General features: G+C 57.7%; 17 protein-coding genes and 2 pseudogenes. 6 read left to right on the top strand and 13 right to left on the bottom strand.

All coding sequences use genetic code 11. The features are described from left to right. Positions 1-68 precede the first annotated feature (68 nt). On the top strand, positions 69-2,963 hold the full coding sequence (locus tag HK44_RS05675; protein WP_019693135.1) for a ribonucleoside-diphosphate reductase subunit alpha: 2,895 nt from the start codon (positions 69-71) through the stop codon (positions 2,961-2,963). A 202-nt stretch (positions 2,964-3,165) separates the two neighbouring features. Here the strand turns inward: HK44_RS05675 and ltrA are convergent, their stop codons facing one another. The 7 genes from ltrA to HK44_RS05635 form a co-directional block, all read right to left on the bottom strand. Next, positions 3,166-4,482 carry a group II intron reverse transcriptase/maturase gene (gene ltrA, locus HK44_RS05670; RefSeq protein ID WP_024264771.1) on the bottom strand — a complete coding sequence of 439 codons (1,317 nt, stop codon included), beginning with the start codon at positions 4,480-4,482 and terminating at the stop codon, positions 3,166-3,168. Between the two features lie 483 nt (positions 4,483-4,965). Next, positions 4,966-6,294: a flagellar hook protein FlgE gene (gene flgE / locus HK44_RS05660; RefSeq protein WP_019693136.1), complete on the bottom strand. Its 1,329-nt coding sequence runs from the start codon at positions 6,292-6,294 to the stop codon at positions 4,966-4,968. Between the two features lie 31 nt (positions 6,295-6,325). Further along, positions 6,326-7,054 carry a flagellar hook assembly protein FlgD gene (flgD, locus tag HK44_RS05655; RefSeq protein WP_019693137.1) on the bottom strand — a complete coding sequence of 243 codons (729 nt, stop codon included), beginning with the start codon at positions 7,052-7,054 and terminating at the stop codon, positions 6,326-6,328. A gap of 15 nt (positions 7,055-7,069) precedes the next feature. Further along, positions 7,070-7,513 carry a flagellar basal body rod protein FlgC gene (gene flgC / locus HK44_RS05650; protein WP_007937507.1) on the bottom strand — a complete coding sequence of 148 codons (444 nt, stop codon included), beginning with the start codon at positions 7,511-7,513 and terminating at the stop codon, positions 7,070-7,072. Positions 7,514-7,516: 3 nt separating this feature from the next. Continuing rightward, positions 7,517-7,924 carry a flagellar basal body rod protein FlgB gene (gene flgB, locus HK44_RS05645; protein ID WP_019693138.1) on the bottom strand — a complete coding sequence of 136 codons (408 nt, stop codon included), beginning with the start codon at positions 7,922-7,924 and terminating at the stop codon, positions 7,517-7,519. A 288-nt stretch (positions 7,925-8,212) separates the two neighbouring features. Next, positions 8,213-9,040 (bottom strand): protein-glutamate O-methyltransferase CheR, encoded by an 828-nt coding sequence (gene cheR, locus HK44_RS05640; RefSeq protein WP_019693139.1) that lies wholly within the window; start codon positions 9,038-9,040, stop codon positions 8,213-8,215. Positions 9,041-9,085: 45 nt separating this feature from the next. Beyond that, positions 9,086-10,018, bottom strand: coding sequence for a chemotaxis protein CheV (locus tag HK44_RS05635; RefSeq protein ID WP_019693140.1), 933 nt, complete (start codon positions 10,016-10,018; stop codon positions 9,086-9,088). An 81-nt stretch (positions 10,019-10,099) separates the two neighbouring features. Between HK44_RS05635 and flgA the strand changes: the two genes are divergently transcribed. From flgA to HK44_RS05615, 4 genes are all read left to right on the top strand, one after another. Then, the gene (flgA, locus tag HK44_RS05630) at positions 10,100-10,861 is read left to right on the top strand and encodes a flagellar basal body P-ring formation chaperone FlgA (protein ID WP_024264769.1); all 762 of its coding nucleotides are present in this window, start codon (positions 10,100-10,102) and stop codon (positions 10,859-10,861) included. Between the two features lie 150 nt (positions 10,862-11,011). Next, a complete protein-coding gene (gene flgM, locus HK44_RS05625; RefSeq protein ID WP_019693142.1) occupies positions 11,012-11,338 on the top strand; it encodes a flagellar biosynthesis anti-sigma factor FlgM in 327 nt (108 codons plus the stop codon). 48 nt (positions 11,339-11,386) lie between these two features. Beyond that, on the top strand, positions 11,387-11,854 hold the full coding sequence (locus HK44_RS05620; RefSeq protein ID WP_019693143.1) for a flagella synthesis protein FlgN: 468 nt from the start codon (positions 11,387-11,389) through the stop codon (positions 11,852-11,854). A 95-nt stretch (positions 11,855-11,949) separates the two neighbouring features. Continuing rightward, the gene (locus HK44_RS05615; RefSeq protein ID WP_019693144.1) at positions 11,950-12,696 is read left to right on the top strand and encodes a flagellar brake protein; all 747 of its coding nucleotides are present in this window, start codon (positions 11,950-11,952) and stop codon (positions 12,694-12,696) included. A gap of 59 nt (positions 12,697-12,755) precedes the next feature. Here the strand turns inward: HK44_RS05615 and HK44_RS05610 are convergent, their stop codons facing one another. The 4 genes from HK44_RS05610 to HK44_RS05595 form a co-directional block, all read right to left on the bottom strand. After that, positions 12,756-14,144: an MFS transporter gene (locus HK44_RS05610; protein WP_019693145.1), complete on the bottom strand. Its 1,389-nt coding sequence runs from the start codon at positions 14,142-14,144 to the stop codon at positions 12,756-12,758. Between the two features lie 71 nt (positions 14,145-14,215). Then, complete coding sequence (locus HK44_RS05605; protein WP_187682485.1) at positions 14,216-15,457, bottom strand: glutamine synthetase family protein; 1,242 nt, start codon at positions 15,455-15,457, stop codon at positions 14,216-14,218. Between the two features lie 228 nt (positions 15,458-15,685). Beyond that, complete coding sequence (locus HK44_RS05600; RefSeq protein WP_019693147.1) at positions 15,686-16,378, bottom strand: sensor histidine kinase; 693 nt, start codon at positions 16,376-16,378, stop codon at positions 15,686-15,688. Beyond that, entirely contained in the window at positions 16,375-17,979 is a 1,605-nt protein-coding gene (locus HK44_RS05595; RefSeq protein ID WP_019693148.1) for a tetratricopeptide repeat-containing response regulator, read from the bottom strand. Before HK44_RS05595 ends, HK44_RS05600 begins: the two co-directional genes overlap by 4 nt. 259 nt (positions 17,980-18,238) lie before the next feature. On the opposite strand from HK44_RS05595, the pseudogene HK44_RS29630 reads away from it, so the two are divergent. Beyond that, positions 18,239-18,397, top strand: a pseudogene (locus HK44_RS29630) (integrase); the annotation flags it as partial. 107 nt (positions 18,398-18,504) lie between these two features. Here the strand turns inward: HK44_RS29630 and HK44_RS30125 are convergent. Both HK44_RS30125 and HK44_RS05590 read right to left on the bottom strand, forming a co-directional pair. After that, complete coding sequence (locus HK44_RS30125; RefSeq protein WP_080690588.1) at positions 18,505-18,774, bottom strand: DUF6429 family protein; 270 nt, start codon at positions 18,772-18,774, stop codon at positions 18,505-18,507. Continuing rightward, positions 18,737-18,958: pseudogene (locus HK44_RS05590) on the bottom strand (IS66 family transposase zinc-finger binding domain-containing protein); the annotation flags it as partial. The gene HK44_RS30125 and the pseudogene HK44_RS05590, both read right to left, overlap by 38 nt.

Here is an 18,958-nt window from a genome sequence, read left to right as displayed (position 1 = left end):
GTGCTTCAGGACAGAACGGTGGGCACCTTCATGGTGCCCAAACAAACATAGAGAACGTGGAGACACCCATGCAAACCGACACAACTCGCGAGAACCCGCAGGGCACCGCGTCGATGGCCACTGATTCGAATTCGGATCTGTCTGCCACCGCGCCAGGCCAACTGCGCGTGATCAAGCGTAACGGCACTGTCGTTCCTTACACCGATGACAAAATCACCGTCGCCATCACCAAAGCGTTTCTCGCAGTTGAGGGCGGCACTGCTGCTGCCTCGTCGCGAATCCACGACACCGTTGCCCGCCTGACCGAACAAGTCACCGCAACCTTCAAGCGTCGCATGCCATCGGGCGGCACCATCCACATCGAAGAAATCCAGGACCAGGTCGAACTGGCCCTGATGCGTGCCGGCGAGCAGAAAGTCGCTCGCGACTACGTGATCTACCGTGACGCCCGCTCCAAAGAGCGCGCTGTACGCGCACCGACCGAGGAAGCGGTACAGGCTCACCCGTCGATCCGCATCACCCGTGCCGACGGCACTTTTGCCCCCCTGGACATGGGCCGCCTGAACACCATCGTCACCGAGGCCTGCGAAGGCCTGGAAGAAGTCGACGGCGACCTGATCCAGCGCGAAACCCTGAAGAACCTCTACGACGGCGTGGCCCTGACCGACGTCAACACCGCGCTGGTGATGACCGCGCGCACGCTGGTCGAGCGTGAGCCGAACTATTCGTTCGTCACCGCACGCCTGCTGATGGACACCCTGCGTGCCGAAGGCCTGAGCTTCCTGGAAGTCGCTGAAAGCGCAACTCACCACGAAATGGTCGACCTGTACGCCAAGGCTCTGCCTGCCTACATCGCCAAGGGTATTGAATTCGAATTGCTGAACCCGGTCCTGGCGACCTTCGACCTGGAAAAACTCGGCAAGGCAATCAACCACGAACGCGACCAGCAGTTCACCTACCTGGGCCTGCAAACCCTGTACGACCGTTACTTCATCCACAAGGATGGCGTGCGTTTCGAACTGCCGCAGATTTTCTTCATGCGCGTGGCCATGGGCCTGGCGATCGAAGAGAAGAACAAGGAAGACCGTGCGATCGAGTTCTACAACCTGTTGTCGTCCTTCGACTACATGTCCTCGACCCCGACCCTGTTCAACGCCGGCACCCTGCGCCCTCAACTGTCGAGCTGCTACCTGACCACCGTGCCGGATGACCTGTCGGGCATCTACCACGCGATCCACGACAACGCCATGTTGTCGAAATTCGCTGGCGGCCTGGGCAACGACTGGACTCCGGTTCGCGCATTGGGTTCGTACATCAAGGGCACCAACGGCAAATCCCAGGGCGTCGTACCCTTCCTGAAAGTAGTGAACGACACCGCTGTCGCCGTTAACCAGGGGGGCAAGCGCAAAGGCGCTGTCTGCGCTTACCTGGAAACCTGGCACATGGACATCGAGGAGTTCATCGAGCTGCGCAAGAACACCGGTGATGACCGTCGTCGTACCCACGACATGAACACTGCCAACTGGATCCCTGACCTGTTCATGAAGCGCGTCTTCGATGACGGCAAGTGGACCCTGTTCTCGCCGTCTGAAGTTCCGGACCTGCATGACCTGACCGGCAAGGCCTTCGAAGAGCGTTACGAGTACTACGAAGCCCTGACCGAATACCCGGGCAAGGTCAAGCTGTTCAAGACCATCCAGGCCAAAGACCTGTGGCGCAAAATGCTCTCCATGCTGTTTGAAACCGGCCACCCATGGCTGACGTTCAAAGACCCATGCAACCTGCGTAGCCCACAGCAGCACGTTGGCGTGGTTCACAGCTCGAACCTGTGCACCGAGATCACCTTGAACACCAACAAGGACGAGATCGCCGTTTGCAACCTGGGTTCGATCAACCTGCCGAACCACATCGTCAACGGCAAGCTGGACACCGTGAAGCTTGCACGTACCGTGAACACCGCTGTTCGCATGCTCGACAACGTGATCGACATCAACTACTACTCGGTGCCACAAGCGAAGAACTCCAACTTCAAGCACCGTCCGGTCGGCCTGGGCATCATGGGTTTCCAGGACGCTTTGTACCTGCAGCACATCCCTTACGGCTCCGACGCTGCGGTCGAGTTCGCCGACAAGTCGATGGAAGCGGTCAGCTACTACGCGATCCAGGCTTCCTGCGACCTGGCTGACGAGCGTGGCGCTTACGAGACGTTCCAGGGTTCGCTGTGGTCCAAAGGCATCCTGCCGCTGGATTCGCAACAGATCCTGATCGATCAGCGTGGCCAGAAGTACATCGACGTTGACCTGAACGAAACCCTGGACTGGGCACCGGTGCGTGCTCGCGTACAGAAAGGCATTCGTAACTCCAACATCATGGCCATCGCACCGACCGCGACCATCGCCAACATCACTGGCGTCTCGCAGTCGATCGAACCGACCTACCAGAACCTCTATGTGAAATCGAACCTGTCGGGCGAATTCACCGTGATCAACCCGTACCTGGTTCGCGACCTCAAGGCTCGCGGTCTGTGGGACTCGGTCATGATCAACGACCTGAAGTACTACGACGGCTCCGTGCAGCAGATCGAACGTATCCCGCAAGAACTCAAAGAGCTCTACGCGACCGCCTTCGAAGTCGACACCAAGTGGATCGTTGACGCGGCCAGCCGTCGTCAGAAGTGGATCGACCAGGCTCAGTCGCTGAACCTGTACATCGCCGGCGCATCGGGCAAGAAGCTCGACGTGACCTACCGCATGGCGTGGTACCGTGGCCTGAAAACCACTTACTACCTCCGTGCCCTGGCCGCGACCAGCACCGAGAAATCGACCATCAACACCGGCAAGCTGAACGCAGTTTCCAGCGGCGGCAACCACGGTGACGACTCGGTCCTGGCCGCTCCAGCCGGTCCTGCTCCAGTGCCGAAGGCGTGCGCCATCGATGAGCCGGATTGCGAAGCCTGCCAATAAGCTGAGCTGGTAAGCGCCGCAAGGTGCTTACCTGAAACCCCCGATCAGTCTTCTACTGGTCGGGGGTTTTCTTTTGCGTAGGAGCTGGGGGGCGCCTACAGGTTTGCTTCAGACATCGGCATAGGGGACGGCCTTCATAGGCCGCTCCCCTGCCACACCACCCGGCATGCGGGTCCGCACCGGGCGGTTCGAGAGATTGAGGTTATGAGAAACGCACTAATCCCAGCCTGTCGAACCACGCAATATTAAGCACGCGATTCAGGTCAAGACGACTGTTATGCCACCAGCGGCAGGTGTTTCCTGCCACCTTCTGCGCCACCTGGTTATTCGCGCCAAGTGCTCGCAGCTCACGATACGTCGTCGTTCCGCGCTTCCATTGTTTAAGCTGGATCGCTCGCAACCGGTGTCGTATCCATTCGTCCAGCGCACGCCAGACGGCTGGGGTTTGCGACAACCCAAAGTAAGCTTTCCATCCCAAAATGTAAGGTTGTAGGTCATCGACAATCTGCTGCAAGCTACGGCCACACGAGCGTCGGGTGTACCAGCGTATTCGTTGCTTGAACTGCTTCTGCGCTTTATAGGATGCGGCACGCTTGACTTCGCCGCGGGCTGACCACAACTCATAGCCCAGAAACTTGCGACCAAACGCGCTCGTCACTGCACTCTTGCTCTCGTTGACGCTCAAGTGCAGCTTTTCGTACAGCTGCCTCAGCAGGGCCATTACCCGCTGCCCCGCCTTCTGACTGCGAACATAAACGTTCGCATCATCGGCATAGCGCACAAAACAATGTCCCCTGCGCTCAAGCTCTCGGTCCACTTCGTCCAGCAGCACATTCGCCAGCAACGGCGACAGCGGGCCGCCTTGCGGCGCCCCGCAGCGGCTTTTCTCGACCACTCCATTGATCAGCGTTCCCGCATCCAGATAGGCACGAATCAGCCGGATAACCGCCTGATCCGTGGTCCGTTTGCGCAAACGATCCATCAAGATGTCGTGATCGACCCGGTCGAAGAACTTCTCCAGATCAACATCCACCACCACTTTACGTCCTGAAGAAACATGGCGCTGAGCCGCTAAAACGGCGCCCTGCGCACAGCGTCCCGGACGAAAGCCGTAGCTGTGTTCACTGAAAGTCGGATCGAGTAATGGCTGCAAGACTTGCAGCAGCGCTTGTTGGATCAAACGGTCGGTGACCGTTGGGATACCCAGCTCGCGTTGACCGCCGTCAGGTTTGGGAATGGCTACACGCCGTACCGGACTGGGCCGGTAGACACCTGATAGAAGCTGTTCACGAATCGCCGCCCATTGGGTCAGCAGGTACTCGGCCGTCTGATCAATATCCAGACCGTCGACTCCCGCTGCACCTTTGTTGGCCTTGACCCGTTTCCACGCCCGCTTCAGGTTTTCTCTCGCAAAGGCCCGTTCCAGCAGCCCTTGCCCTGCGTTGTCGGATTCATCTTGCGGGCGATTGACCTCGTCGCTGACGGGACTTCTCACGGCTTCACCGCTCGCAGTCTCCATCCGCCCCGCGTTTGGCAGGCATCTGACTTCCGGTCTTTCGTATCAACATGGCCTATAACGCTTTCTCTCGTTCGGCCCTTCGTCAAAAAAAAAGACTACTACGGCCTCTGCTGACTTCTCGCTCCGGCTGGCACCGTCGCCCTTTCAGGCATAAGGCGAGATCTCCCCAGGTAAGAACGCAATCCTTCACCACACAACCGCCGGATTTACACAGCCTGATCCTTGACCACAAGAGCTTCGCGGTTTTGTGCCCGCTCGCCCTGATCGGCCGCGCCTTTTATCCGGTTCTTGTACATCGGCTCATGGCTTCGATTCACGCTTCCTCCCCACACTCGGTCACCCTCATGCAGTTGCGCTTCACTTCGTTCGCTGTGGTCAGCTTACGGCGGGACTTTCACCCACAAGATTGCGCCCATGCTGGGCGCACACAAAAAAGCCCCTCTTGCGAGGGGCTCCTTGTGTAGCGTTACCTGCCAACCAGCATCAGGTCATCTGAATGGTGGCCTGCATGATGGTGCTTTGGGTCGAGATGGTCTTGGCGTTGGCCTGGTAGTTACTTTGCGCCTTGATCAAGTTGACCAGCTCGTTGGTCAGGTTGACGTTGGACTCTTCCAGGGAGTTGGACTGAATCGAACCCAGTGTACCGGTGGTTGGCGCGTCATAACCCGGGATACCCGAGGCGAACGTTTCTTTCCAGCTGGTGCCGCCTACGGCTTGCAGGCCTTGTTCGTTGGTAAAGCTTGCCAGCGCAACCTGGCCGATGGCCTTGCTCTGGTTGTTGCTGAAGTTGGCGAACAAGGTACCGGTGCCGTCGATTGTCAGGTTGGTAATCTGGCCGGTAGCGTAACCATCCTGAGCCGGGATCGAACGGGCGGAGTCGGCATTGAACTGCGTGGTGTTGTTCATCGAAATGGTCATGCCCGTAGCGCTGGCATTGGCACCGTTAGCCGTCCATACACCATTGGTCACTGTGCCGGGTACCCAGCCAGCCAATGTCACGGTGTTAGTTGCGTTAGGCGCCGCTGGTGTTGCAGGAGGCGTGGCAACCGAGACCAGCTTGCCAGCCGAATCGAACGTCATGGTCGTGGCGACCGGGGGAGTGACTTTCGGGTCACTGCCGGTGGCATCCGGGTTGCGACCATCTACCAGGGTGTAAGTCTTCCAAGTGTTGGCGCCGGTCTTCACCATGTATTGATCCAAGACGTGCGAGTTGCCCTGGCTGTCATAGATCGGTGTACTGAACGATTTGGTGTAGGTGGCGAGGGTGCCCGGGTCGAATTTGTTCGCCGGGATCGTGTCGTCGATCACCGGAGCAGTCGAGTTCAGGTTGATCGTCGAGGACACGGTCGACGTCGGTTTGGGCGCCAGGTTCGAGGTGTCGATCTTCAGGTCAGTCAACACACCGTTGATGATCTTGCCATTGGCGTCCGCGCCGTAACCCTGCAAACGGGAGGTTTGATCGGTATTGGTGATGAAACCATCCTTGTCGACCTTGAACGTACCGGCACGGGTATAGGACGTCGAACCGTTGTTGTTCAGGGTAAAGAAGCCAGAGCCATTGATGGCCATGTCCAGCACGTTACCGGTGTTGCTGATATCACCCTGAGTAAACTGCTGGGAAACGTTGGCCAGGCGTACGCCGCTGCCGACGACTTTACTGCCGTTACCCAGCTTGGTTGCCGAGTAGACATCGGCGAACTCGGCGCGCGAAGACTTGAAACCGCTAGTCGCGACGTTGGCGATATTGTTACCGGTCACGTCCAGTTGTTTATTGGCTGCATAGAGACCGCTAAGGCCGATATTGAAAGACATATTCCACTCCTTTATGCCGCGTTAGCCGGCTCTATAGACCAATAGTTTGAACTTTGGACAGGGCGATGGGGCCCAGACCTGCAAGATTGAGCGTCAACTCGCCGCCGGTTTGACTCAGGGTCACGCTGTTGACCGTTGCTGGCAGGTAGGTGGCCAGATCGGTCGCCGTGCCATTGACCGGAGCATTGGCCTTGAAGGTGTAGGTGCCCGCCGGAACCAAGGCGCCGCTGCTGTCCTTGCCATCCCAACTGAAGCTGGCGCTGCCCGCAGGCTGGGTGCCCAGGTTCAGTGTTCTTATGACATTTCCGCTTGAGTCGCTAATCTTCACCGTACCGTCGGAGATCGACGATGTCAGGTTCACCGTACCGGTCAGCCCCTTGCTCGGGTCAGTGATCTGAGCGGTGCTGGTTTGTGCAATGACCGAACGCCCCACCAGAGAAGAAGCCTGCAACGCCTGGGAAGAACTGAAATTACTGGCCATGGAACTCACAGTCGTATTGAGGGAAGTGATCCCTTCAAGACTGCTGAACTGCGCCAGTTGAGCCACGAATGCGCTGTTGTCCTGCGGCGAAAGCGGGTCCTGGTTCTTCAGCTGGGTCACCAGCAACTTCATGAACGCATCCTTGCCCAGCGCCTTGCCGCCGGTCACGCTACTGGTTGCTGCGGAAAGGCCATTCGCGGCCGTACCGCTGGTCTTGACCGAGGAGTTCGCCAGCAGATCGGTCATGCTCAGGCCGCCGGTGGAATCGGTAACGCTCATAAAAATCGCCCCTTATCACTGACCGAGGGTCAGGACCTTCTGCATCATGGTTTTGGCGGTGTTCATCATTTCCGCGTTGGTCTGGAACGAACGACTGGCAGAAATCATGTCGGCCATTTCCTCAACCACATTGACGTTGGGGTAATAGACGTAGCCCTTGGCGTCAGCCGCTGGATGGTTCGGCTCGTAGCGTGCTTCGAGGTTGCTTTGATCTTCGACCACACCGAGTACCTGTACACCCTGGCCTGCAGCATCCTGGTTCTGGAACAGCGAATCGCTGCCACCGGACTGACCGCCCTGGAACATGGTGGCGAACACCGGGTGACGAGCACGGTAGGTCTGATCAATGCTCGAAGAGACGGTCTCGGCGTTGGCGATGTTACTGGCGACGGTGTTCAAGCGAGTGGTCTGCGCACTCATGCCGCTACCGGCAATGTTGAAAACACTGGACAGAGACATGAATTACTCCCCGCGCAGGGCTGATACCAGCCCTTTGAATTTGCTGTTGAGCAGCGTGAAGCTGGCCTGGAAGTTGACCGCGTTCTGCGCGTAGTTCGACTGTTCCAGTTGGGCGTCCACGGTGTTTTGGTCAATCGACGGTTGCATCGGCGTGCGATACAGCAACGACTCCTCACCACTGCTCAGGCCCTGGGCTTCGATATGACGGCTATTGGTCATGTTCAAAGCAAAGGTGCCGTTCTTGTTCTTGTCGTTCTGGGCAGCCAGCACCGACGAGAAGTCCAGATCCCGAGCCTTGTAGTTCGGGGTATCGGCGTTGGCAATGTTGTTGGCCAGCACTTCGGCACGCTGAGCTCGGAAGCCCAGAGCTTGTTCGTGGATACCGAGCGCTTTATCGAAGCTGATGCTCATGTCGGAAACCTTTGGGTGACCTGATTTTTCGTAACAGGGGCATAGCAAGCCCCGTGCCAGCTTCTTAAACCCCGTAAACCGGGGCTTTGCGGGCGACGGCAAAGCGGCAATGCCAGAAAAGCGGCAATGGATTTCCGGCGCCTGCCGCTTTTCTGCCGCTTCCCACAACCCGAGAGAACAACACCGCTCCCACAGGGGGATGACGCTGGTGCGGGGGAACAGGCGGGCGAAAAAAAAACGGGAGCCCCTGAGGACTCCCGTTTTCATGCAGTACCGACTACCGCCCAATCACTTGGCCTGGTAGATGATCCCCGGGCTGCACTGAACCATCTGATAGTGATCCGGCAAACCGTTCAGCGCTTCGGAAGCCCCCAGGAAGAGATAACCGCCCGGCTTCAGCGTGCTGTGAATCCGCAGCAGGATGTCTTTCTTCACTTCGGCAGAGAAGTAGATCAACACGTTGCGGCAGAACACGATGTCGAACTTGCCGAGACTGGCGTAGCTGTCCAGCAGGTTGAACGAGCGGAACTCCACCCGACTCTTGATCGGTGCCTTGACTGCCCAGCGCCCCGGCCCTTTTGGGTCGAAGTAACGTTGCAGACGCTCCGGCGAAAGACCGCGACCGATCGCCAGGCTGTCGTACTCGCCGGTCTTGCAGTTGGTCAGCATGGTCCCGGACAGGTCGGTGGCAACGATCTGCACCCCCATCTTCAACTGCCCCATATTGACCCGCTCGAACTCGTCGATCGACATCGACAGCGAATACGGTTCCTGCCCGGACGAGCACGCCGCCGACCAGATCCGCAGGCGCTGCCCGGGACTGGCCTTGATGGACTCGGGCAGCACTTTGTTCTTCAAGACTTCAAACGGATAGGTGTCACGAAACCAGAGGGTTTCGTTCGTCGTCATCGCGTCCACCACCATCTCGCGCAAACCACTGCGCGGCTGTGTCTGAATCCGCTGCACCAACTCCCCCAAGGACTTGATGCCTTGCAGTTCCATCAGTTTGTTGAGACGGCTCGACACCAGATACTGCTTGTTCTCACCGAGCAAAATGCCACAGGCTTTTTCCAGGAAGACCCGGAACTGTTCGAAATCCAAATTACCCGTAGACAATGATGCCGCCTCTTAAATCGTGTTGACCGCCAGGAGCGAAAGCCCCTAGCTGTTGTCTGCTGCTTTGATCCGGTCGACTACCCGGGATGCCAGGTCATCAGGACGGAATTTGGCAAGGAAGTCATCGGCACCGACTTTCTTCACCATCGCCTGATTGAACACACCTGACAACGAAGTATGCAGGATGATATGGAGTTTTTGCATGCGAGGGTCGTTGCGGATCTCGCTCGTAAGGGTATAACCGTCCATTTCGGGCATTTCGATGTCGGAAATCATCATCAGAAATTCGTCTTCCGGCTTCTTGCCCTCGTCGACCAGTTTGCGCAGGTAATCCAGCGCTTGCCGACCGTCGTTCAACGCAACGACTTCAACCCCCACCGTCTGCAGGCAACGCGTGACCTGCTTGCGCGCCACCGACGAGTCATCGACCGTGAGCACTCGCAGGGAAATCGCCTTGTGCTGAGTCTCGGCATCGATCACGCCAACCGAAATCACATCCGACGTCGGCGCAACTTCCGCCAGGACCTTTTCCACGTCGATGATTTCGACTAACTGATTGTCGACGCGAGTCACAGCGGTCAGGTAATGATCGCGGCCCGTGCCCTTGGGCGGCGGATGGATCTCTTCCCAGTTCATGTTGACGATCCGTTCGACCGACCTCACCAGAAAACCCTGGGTCTTGGTGTTGTACTCCGTAATGATGACGAAGGGATTGCTTTGATCCTGCAACCCGCCTGAGCCGGTCGCCATTGCCAGATCCAGAATCGGGATGGTTGCCCCCCGAATATTCGCCACGCCGCACACGACAGGACTGGACTTGGGCATCACGGTCAGTTTGGGGCATTGCAGCACCTCCCGAACCTTGAACACGTTGATCCCGTAAAGCTGTTGGCCGTCAAGACGGAACAACAACAGCTCCAGGCGATTCTGCCCTACCAGTTGCGTGCGCTGGTTTACCGAATCCATTACACCAGCCATGCCCAGACTCCTACACCAACGCTAAGTGTGTTGCGACGCACATTCATCACTAAACGGCACGGCGCTTGCTTTTTAACTGCTATGAACGCAAAAACGACATTTTCCCGACGCCTGACATCAACGTGCCGCAAATTCCTCGGCGCCTTGTCAGCCGTGTGCTTGTTGAACGCTGGCAGCCCTGCCTTTGCTGACCCGGTTACCTTGCCTGATCTACTTATCGGCGTCACTCAGGGCTTTCTTGAATTCACCGTAGAAGACTATCTGGCTACGAGTCAAACCGAAGGGCGCTACGAAATCGAGGTCAACAAGCTCGATCCGCGCATGTACATGCCCGCGTGCGACAAGGAATTGACAGCGACACTGGAGAGCCCGGCCATACCTTTAGGCCGGGTTACAGTGAAAGTCCGTTGCGAAGGCGCTTCCCCCTGGACCGTCTTCGTACCCGCTCAAGTCCGCCTGTTTCGCGAGGTCGTCACGACCACCCGCCCCCTCAAGCGAGCCGGAATCATCGACCCTTCAGACGTGATGTTGCGTGAGCGCGATATCAGCCTGATCAATCAGGGATATCTGACCAGCGTCGATCAAGCCATCGGACAAAAACTGGTCCGACCAATGGTCAGCGATCAGGTCATTACGCTCGTTCATCTGGAGCAGGCAGAAGTGGTGCGCAAGGGCGATCAGGTGGTCATCACCGCCCGTAGCGGCACACTGAGTGTGCGGATGCCGGGTGAAGCGCTGTCCAATGGCGGCCTGAGCGAGCAGATCAGAGTCAAAAACCTCAACTCCCAGCGAGTCATCAAGGCGCAAGTCATGGCCCCGGGACAAGTGGAAGTCTCCATGTAGATAACTGGCGCACAACCGTCCCGTTCCCTAAACTGTGCCTCACGCAGGGCAAATACCGACGCGCCCGAGCTCATCGATAATTGAGCCTAAAGTTTTCCCGGGTATGGCCGAAAACATGGCAAGCGTCCAAATTCCCAGAGGTTTTTTATCATGGTCATCGATTTCAGCCGTTTAAACAGCTCCCCCACGCTCGCAAGCAGCACGCGGACCAGCGCCAGCAAGGACACCGGCAATGCCGGCAAATCCGCGCCGCTGAGCACCTCGACCGAACAGGTCAGTGCCACCCAAAGCGGGGAATCGGTACACCTCAGCAATGAGGCTCAACAGTTGCAGAAGATCACTGACAAGCTGCACGATCAGCCTGCTGTCGACAACGCCCGCGTGGCCGAGTTGAAAGCAGCGATTGCTGATGGCAGCTATAAGGTCGATAGCAACCGTGTAGCCAGCAAACTGCTCAACTTCGAAGCCCAGCGCTAGCCGAAGGCCTGCGCCAGGCTTTTGGACGCTTAAAACCCAAGGCCAGCCATGCACGACACTAATTTACTGCAACTGATCACCGATGACTTTGCTCCAGCTCAGCAGCTGCTGGAGCTGCTGAAGACCGAATCCCTCGCCCTGCACGGCCGTGACATGCCGCTGCTCGAAGACATTCTGGCGCAGAAACAGGCACTGATCATTCTGCTGGAACAGCATGGCCGCAAACGCAGCGAAATTCTCGCGAGCCTGAACCTTCCTGCCAGCCGCGCAGGTCTGGAGCAGTTTGCCGCTCACTCAAGTATCGGCGATCAACTGCTGACCCAAAGCGACGCCCTGACCCGACTGCTTGCAGATTGCCAAACCGCCAACGAGCTCAATGGCCGCTCGATCCAGGTGCAACAAGCCACCACCGCCAATCAGCTGAAAATCCTTAACGGTGGCGAGCCTCCAGCACTTTATGACGCCCGTGGATCAACCTCCATGCTTGTGAAGCCCCGCGCGCTCAGTCAGGCTTGAACTCATAAATAAGCGTGCTCTATCAAGGCACGAAACATGCTGGCAGAATGCTGGCTCTTGCGTGTGATCGTATTCTGTCTGGAGATTGATAAACCGTGTTCAACGCCTCAAGCTCGGAAGATGCTCCGCAGCCACCCAAGGTGCTCAGCACCCCGCTGGAAATCACCGGCAACCTGCGGATGCTGCAAGAGAGCCATGACCCCCTGATCATCACGTTCCATGAACGCAGCCAGCGCTTTCAGAGCTACCTGATCGATATCGATCGCGACAGCAACATGATCGCCCTGGACGAAATGATCCCCCGCGATGGCGAACGCTACCTGCTTGCCGGCGAAGCTTTTCGGGTTGAAGGCTTTCATGATGGCGTACGTATTGCCTGGGAAAGCAACGGCACACTGACCATCGACGAATCCAACGGCGACCGCTGCTACCGTGGCACGCTGCCCGATGAAGTGGTTTATCACCAGCGTCGCAACGCGTTTCGCGCAGCCTTGAAACTGGCACAATTGGTGAACATCGAACTCGGTGGCGAAAAGCTCAAGACGCCCGTCAGCGGCAAACTGCTGGACATCTCGGCGACAGGTTGCAAGCTGCGCTTTGATGGCGACATTACCAGCGGGCTTCAACTGGGTCAGGTTTATGAACGCTTCATCGCCGCCCTGCCCTTCGGCAGCATGACCGCACCGGTCGAGCTGCGTTATCTGCATCACGAAGAGAAAATCGACACCACCTTCGCCGGCGTACGCTTTCACAACATGAGCGGACTGGTGCAGCGTCAGGTCGAGCGCTTCGTCTATCAGCTGCAACGCGAAGCACGCCGCTTCGACAAAGACGACATCTGATCCAGACGCTTGAAAAAAACGGGCAGTCCCTTTCGGTGACTGCCCGTTTTTTTTTGCGCCTAGGATCTGGCCTCGGTGAAGCTTTTCGGGTGCTCCGGCCCTGGATCATCAGGCTGCTCATCAGGGCCTTCAGCGTCCTGTGCCTCGGACTTTGCGTCCTGCCCAGGATCCGGATCAAGGCTCGCGCCATTTTGCATCTGGTCATGCACGACCTGCTCATCGACCCGCGGATCGAGAGCCGCCACCAGTGGCGAACTCGACATGCTGTCTGGCATGGCCACGTGATGCAGCGGCGCGTCTTCCACCTGATGCAGATTGGTCACCGCTTTCGGCCGGATGCGCCATACGAGCACCAACGCAAAGAAACTGAAAAACGCATACAGCATCTGACTGCCGAACAACTTCATCAGCACACCCGCCACCAGCGGCCCGATGCTCGCCCCCACACCGTAAGTCACCAGCAACATGGCGGTCAGCGATACCCGCCGATCACCCTCGACGTGGTCGTTGGAAAACGCCACCGCCAACGGGTACAGACAGAACTGCACCAGCGAGCAGGCGAAGCCCGCGATAAACAGCACCTCAAGCGGCACCTGCGGCATGATCGCCAACGGCAACGCCGCCAACGCCAGGCAAAAGGCAAAACTGCGAATCAGTACGGCCCGATCATAACGATCCGACAACCAGCCCAACGGCCACTGCACCAGCAACCCGGCAAAGATGCAGCTCCCCATGAATAGCCCGACCTGCTCAGTGGAAAGCCCTTGCTGAGACGCATACAACGGCGCCAGACCATAGAACGAACCGACGATCAGGCCAGCGCCGAGCACCGTACTGAGGGACTGCGGAACCCGCTTCATGAAAAAACGCGGCTCCATCGGCGCGGGGTGCAAGGGTGCCGGGTGAATCCGCCGTGTCAGCGCAACCGGCACCAGGCACAGCGCAAAACACAACGCCACCAGCATCAGCAACTCCAGCCCCAGGGACGGGTGCATGACCAGAATCAACTGACCCAGCACCAGCCCCAGGTACGAAGCGATCATGTAGCCGCTGAACACCAGCCCACGCTGCTTGGCATCGGCCTGCTCGTTCAGCCAGCTCTCGATGACCATGTACTGGCACATCATGCCTAGACCGACGACCATCCGCAGCACCAGCCAGGCCGGCAGCCAGTCGATCAGCCCGTGCCCCAGCACCGCTGCTCCGACGATCCCGGCACAGGCCGAGTAGGCTCGAATATGACCAACCCGGGCGATCAACCGGTGGCCGATTTTCCCGCCCAGCACCAGGCCGAAATAGTTGGCAGCCATCAGCGCACCGACCCACAGACTGTCGACATGGTCCGCTGCCAGGCGCAAGCCCAGGTAAGTGCTGAGGAGGCCTGAGCCGATCAACATCATCAGGGAGGCGAAATAAAGCGCTCGAAAGGATTTCCAGATTTGGCGCATCGGCGTTCCGAGCGGCTCCTTGCAGTGAGTACCGGGCTACCGTCAACGATAGCCCGACAGCGACGAATCGGTTAGGCCTGGGCAGCTAAAATGCGCCGCTCCCAGGGAGTGATTTCATCAAGGAAACTGCTTAACTCCAGGGTCTTCGAAGCGATGTAGCCTTCGATGAACTCCTTGCCAAACAGTTCCTTCGCCAATTGGCTACGTTTCAGACGCTCAAGAGCAGCATGCAAGGTACACGGCAACGACAAACTGTCCGGCACTTCAAACTCGCCTTGAATCGCCGGCGTCGGCTCCAGTTCGTTTTCGATGCCATACAACCCCGCCGCCAGACTGGCGGCAATCGCCAGATACGGGTTGGCATCGGCCCCCGGTAGACGGTTCTCCACCCGACGCGCCTCTGGCGAACTGGCTGGAATCCGCAAACCCGCCGCCCGATTGTCGTAAGACCAGCAGGCATTATTCGGCGATGCGTAAGGATGGCACAGACGCTGGTAAGAGTTCACGTTCGGCGCAAACAACGCCGTGAAATCTGCCATGCCGGCCTGCTGGCCACCGATGAAATGACGGAAGATTGCAGTCGGTTGCCCAGCATCATCGCTGAACACATTTCGGTCCGTGCCTGTCTCGACGATGCTCTGGTGAATGTGCATCGAACTGCCCGGCGTATGCGCCAGTGGCTTGGCCATGCACACCACCGTCAGGTGGTGCTTGAGCGCGACCTCCTTGAGCAGGTGCTTGAACAGGAATGTCTGGTCGGCCAACAGCAGTGGATCACCGTGCAGCAGATTGATCTCGAACTGGCTGACGCCCATCTCGTGCATGAAGGTATCGCGTGGCAAACCCAGGGCCGCCATGCATTCGTAGACTTCATTGAAGAACGGGCGCAAACCGTTGTTGGAGCTGACGCTGAATGCCGAATGACCTTCCTCGCGACGTCCGTCCAGTCCAACCGGTGGCTGGAAGGGTTGGGTCGGGTCGGTGTTCGGTGCAAAAACAAAGAACTCCATCTCGGTCGCCACGACAGGCGCCAGACCGCGGGCGGCATAACGGGCGATCACCGCTTTCAACTGACCGCGAGTCGAGAGACGCGAACTTTCCCCGCTCAGCTCATCGGCATCGCAAATGGCTAACGCGCGAGGCTGCTTGCTCCAGGGCAAACGGTGAATCTGTTTCGGATCGGCATTGAGCGCCAGGTCACCGTCGTCACTGCCGTAAAACCGTGCCGGCGGATAACCGCCCATGATGCATTGCAGCAGCACGCCACGCGCCATCTGCAATTGCCGCCCCCCAAGGAATCCTTCCGCGGTCATTACCTTGCCACGCGGCACGCCATTGAGATCCGGGGTGACACATTCAATCTCATCAATGCCCGTCAATCGCTGCGCGAGTGAACGCTGGCCATCGGTCGTCATGACTCTATCCTTGAAGTTGTGCAAGCCGCGAACGGCGACATGTACAAAATAGGCACCAGCTGTTCGGAATATCAAGCACCGGCAGATAAAAATATCCTGCAACAATGGTGCTCGGCGTGGCGGATATCAGGGCAGGTAAAGATTGAACAATCCGCCTCCCAACGGGCCGCCATTACGGATTTCGGTACGCCCGTGTACACCACTGCGCTGGTGCAGTTGTGCAATACGCGCGGCGAAGTACAGACCAAGACCGGTGCTGCCACTGGCCGGATTGATGCCCTGCACGTAATCCGCCTGACGCTCGATCATCTGAACCGGGAAACCCTCGCCGTCGTCATTGATCGACAACAGCAACTGCCCGGTTTCCTCACCCACGCTGATCAATAGCGAATGCCGGGCATAACGAATGGCGTTGTTGATCGCATTGACCAATACCGTTCCTATCAACTCCCGATCGAAGAACCCGAGAGGGCTCAATGGATCGATCTCATAAGTCACCACAATGCCGCGACTCTTGAACACGTCCTGATGAGCTGCCAATTGCGCTTCGATGAAATCATCCAGTTCGTGATAATCCGGACGCAATGGCAACTGGTTGACGCCGAGCTTGTAGAGCCCCAGCAGTTGCACCAGCATGCCGTTCAGATGAGCAAACTCATAGTCGATTACCCCCTGCTCGGCGGTGTGCTGTTGAACCGCAGGCAAGCGCGCAAGCCATTGTCCGCGGGCCTGCATCAGCAACGCCAGGGAGTTCTTCATGTCGTGTACGGTGGAGGCAATCACCGTGGAAAAGTCGAGCCCCTCGTCAACATCATTCATTCGCCAAACGCCTTGCTTCGCAGCTTCTGATAACGCGGATAACGCGCATCGCTCTCGGGCATCATGCCTACCATTTTCAGGCACGTACGGCACTCTTCCAGCAGCGCTGAATCGAGGCTGGGATCGGTCCCGTGCAACAGCGATTGCGCCATGTTGAGGGCAATACTGATGTTTTTCGGCTGCAACAACAGTGCACCGCGGAAAAGCTCCCGCGCCTCGGGCAACGCGCCCGCCTTGTAACTGCGCACGCCCTGGCGGTTGAGATCTGCCGCCGCGTTGCCGGAATTGAGAATCGCCGGGTCGTCGGTCTGCTGGGCGATGCCTTGCATCACGACCGGGTCATCACCATAAATCTCAGCGCAGTTTTTCAACATCGAATTACCGGCGTCGGCCTGCCCCAGCATCTTCAACTGCTTGGCGACCAGCAACGCCGCTTCAGCGCTCATGAACTGCTCCATGCCATCCAGGCGGGCCAGGGCCTGCTCCGTCAGCTTCTCAGCGGTTTCGGCATCATTGAGCAGCAGGCTGGTGGCTTTCATCAAGCGCGCCCGGATCTGCAGCCCCGGATCGTTGATATTTTCCTTGGCGACGGCGCTCAGGGTCTGGTTGATTTCCAGTCGAGTGCGGGTATCCAGACCTTTTTCACTGCCTTTACTGATGAGCGCATGAGCCAGACCCAGATTGCTTTCAGGGTCTTTGAAACGTGACTGCGCCCCTTGGGAGACCGCTTGGCGATAGGCTTTCGCCGCACCTTCGAAGTCTTCGTTGGTCATCGCCAACTTGCCCAACAACGATTGCCTGCGCACCGCCAATGGCGACAGGCGAACAGCCTCTTCCAGCACATTCTGCGCAGCTTTGGTGTCGCCTTCAGCAACCAGCACATCAGCCAGGCCGTCATACAGCGATGGCATCATCGGGAAAGCCTTCAGCGCCTTTTCGTAGACGGCTTTTGCCTGAGCGATCTGGCCACGCTTGAACATCAATCGCCCCAGACCGACATAGGCCCAAGGCAACGGGCGATCCGCCAGAATGCTGTTATACAAGCGCTCCAGCGCCTCATTCTGATTCATGTCGCGCAACGCATCGGCACGGTAGCGCAGGCACAGCGGCGAATAGCGCGGGTCCTGCTTGCACAGCTCAATGCAGGCATTCAGTACTTCAACCGGCTTACCCCGATCCAGCGCCTGCAGAATCGGCTTGAGCAACGTCTTGCGCTGCTCCAGTCGCTCCAGTCGCTGGGCCAGGCCAGCGCGGTTGAAAGGTTTGGTCAGATACGCATCCGGCTCATGCTCGAGCGCACTGAGCACCATCGCCTGACTGCTCTCGGCAGTGACCATCAGAAACACGCTTTCATGGCTGATCAGCTTCTCGACCATCAGGTCTTCAAGTACCTGCTGACCGTTCTTCTTGCCATCGCCAAGGTGATAATCCTGCAAGATGAAGTCGTAGCGCTTCTGCGCGCACATGCGCAGCGCCACCTCACCCGTATCGGCAGTGTCGACATCCTTGACACCCAGCTCACGCAACATCGACCTGATCGAACTACGGAAATCCGAGAAATCATCGACGATCAAAAAGCTCTTTTGGTGATACGCCAGCATCGAAGATTCCAGGCAATTAAGAAGATGAACCCAAAGACAAATGCAGGGACCAGCTCAACTTCGCTGCCCATTGAGGCGTCGTGCAGGACAACGGCCCATCGGGTTATCGGCCAGTTGTGGCGTTCCCTTATAGGTGTCGGCACAAATTGTGGGTTTACGTAGATGGACTGCAAACACATGTGAAAAAAAGCCCCGGGCATGACTCACCCACATAGGTAACAAAACGGTTCAAGCACATAGGTAACAGCTTTTAACTGGCACCGGTCGCGACCTCGACCAGATCCGCACCACCTGGAAGCAGAACGGCAACAAGCCGTCGATCGTCAACCGCAAGATGGGCTCAATCAGCGGTGTGTTTAGTCGGGCGGTTGAATGGGAGTACATCACCGCCCACCCAATGGCAAAACTAAAGCAACTCTAAGTCGATTCCATGGGGTTGGTGCGTTACTTGGATGAAGACGAGAACAAGCGCCTGCACGGTATGCGACCCATAAACCCCACTTGCCGTATGGCCGTGGCATGAAGTCAGGCATTCGAGTCGGATACATGCTCCACTTGAGTTCCTACCCCAAACAACCGGTCGGCTATCTGCCGACCTCGCTCCAACCCTTCAGCTGTCAACCGAATCGATTTGTTCTTGTTCACCGGATTACTGATGAAACCATGTTCATGCAATCGGTTCATGGTCTCAAAGTCGAACCCTTTCCAAGCATTGCCGTTATCAAAACTGAAGGTTGCCAACAGGCCAGCACGGCTTCTGAGCGGGCTTGTCCGCAGTGACCGGTACCGTTTCATAGGCACGGCAACCGTAGACCTTACGAATGTGTTTGATCACGCGGATTTGTATCGGCACGATTTCAAGCTGCTCGCTGATCTCCTCGCCGATGGCGTGTTTGCGACAGCCGCAGGCACAGGTCAGTTCATGCGCGGTCAGAACAATCGCCTCGTGAGTGGCATCGGGCGATGTTTTGAAGCGCTC

This window comes from Pseudomonas fluorescens HK44 (assembly GCF_000217955.3).
GTDB lineage: Bacteria > Pseudomonadota > Gammaproteobacteria > Pseudomonadales > Pseudomonadaceae > Aquipseudomonas > Aquipseudomonas fluorescens_AQ.
Note: the sequence above shows the minus strand (reverse complement) of the source record. Positions and strands in the feature narration are given on the sequence as shown.

Bases quoted from the DNA above. Each gene is read 5' to 3' on its own strand.
- HK44_RS05675 (WP_019693135.1), top strand. From the start codon at position 69: ATGCAAACCGACACAACTCGCGAGAACCCGCAGGGCACCGCGTCGATG.
- ltrA (WP_024264771.1), bottom strand. From the start codon at position 4,482: ATGGAGACTGCGAGCGGTGAAGCCGTGAGAAGTCCCGTCAGCGACGAG.
- flgE (WP_019693136.1), bottom strand. From the start codon at position 6,294: ATGTCTTTCAATATCGGCCTTAGCGGTCTCTATGCAGCCAATAAACAA.
- flgD (WP_019693137.1), bottom strand. From the start codon at position 7,054: ATGAGCGTTACCGATTCCACCGGCGGCCTGAGCATGACCGATCTGCTG.
- flgC (WP_007937507.1), bottom strand. From the start codon at position 7,513: ATGTCTCTGTCCAGTGTTTTCAACATTGCCGGTAGCGGCATGAGTGCG.
- flgB (WP_019693138.1), bottom strand. From the start codon at position 7,924: ATGAGCATCAGCTTCGATAAAGCGCTCGGTATCCACGAACAAGCTCTG.
- HK44_RS05635 (WP_019693140.1), bottom strand. From the start codon at position 10,018: ATGGCTGGTGTAATGGATTCGGTAAACCAGCGCACGCAACTGGTAGGG.
- flgA (WP_024264769.1), top strand. From the start codon at position 10,100: ATGAACGCAAAAACGACATTTTCCCGACGCCTGACATCAACGTGCCGC.
- flgM (WP_019693142.1), top strand. From the start codon at position 11,012: ATGGTCATCGATTTCAGCCGTTTAAACAGCTCCCCCACGCTCGCAAGC.
- HK44_RS05620 (WP_019693143.1), top strand. From the start codon at position 11,387: ATGCACGACACTAATTTACTGCAACTGATCACCGATGACTTTGCTCCA.
- HK44_RS05610 (WP_019693145.1), bottom strand. From the start codon at position 14,144: ATGCGCCAAATCTGGAAATCCTTTCGAGCGCTTTATTTCGCCTCCCTG.
- HK44_RS05605 (WP_187682485.1), bottom strand. From the start codon at position 15,457: ATGACCGCGGAAGGATTCCTTGGGGGGCGGCAATTGCAGATGGCGCGT.
- HK44_RS05600 (WP_019693147.1), bottom strand. From the start codon at position 16,378: ATGAATGATGTTGACGAGGGGCTCGACTTTTCCACGGTGATTGCCTCC.
- HK44_RS05595 (WP_019693148.1), bottom strand. From the start codon at position 17,979: ATGCTGGCGTATCACCAAAAGAGCTTTTTGATCGTCGATGATTTCTCG.
- HK44_RS30125 (WP_080690588.1), bottom strand. From the start codon at position 18,774: ATGAAACGGTACCGGTCACTGCGGACAAGCCCGCTCAGAAGCCGTGCT.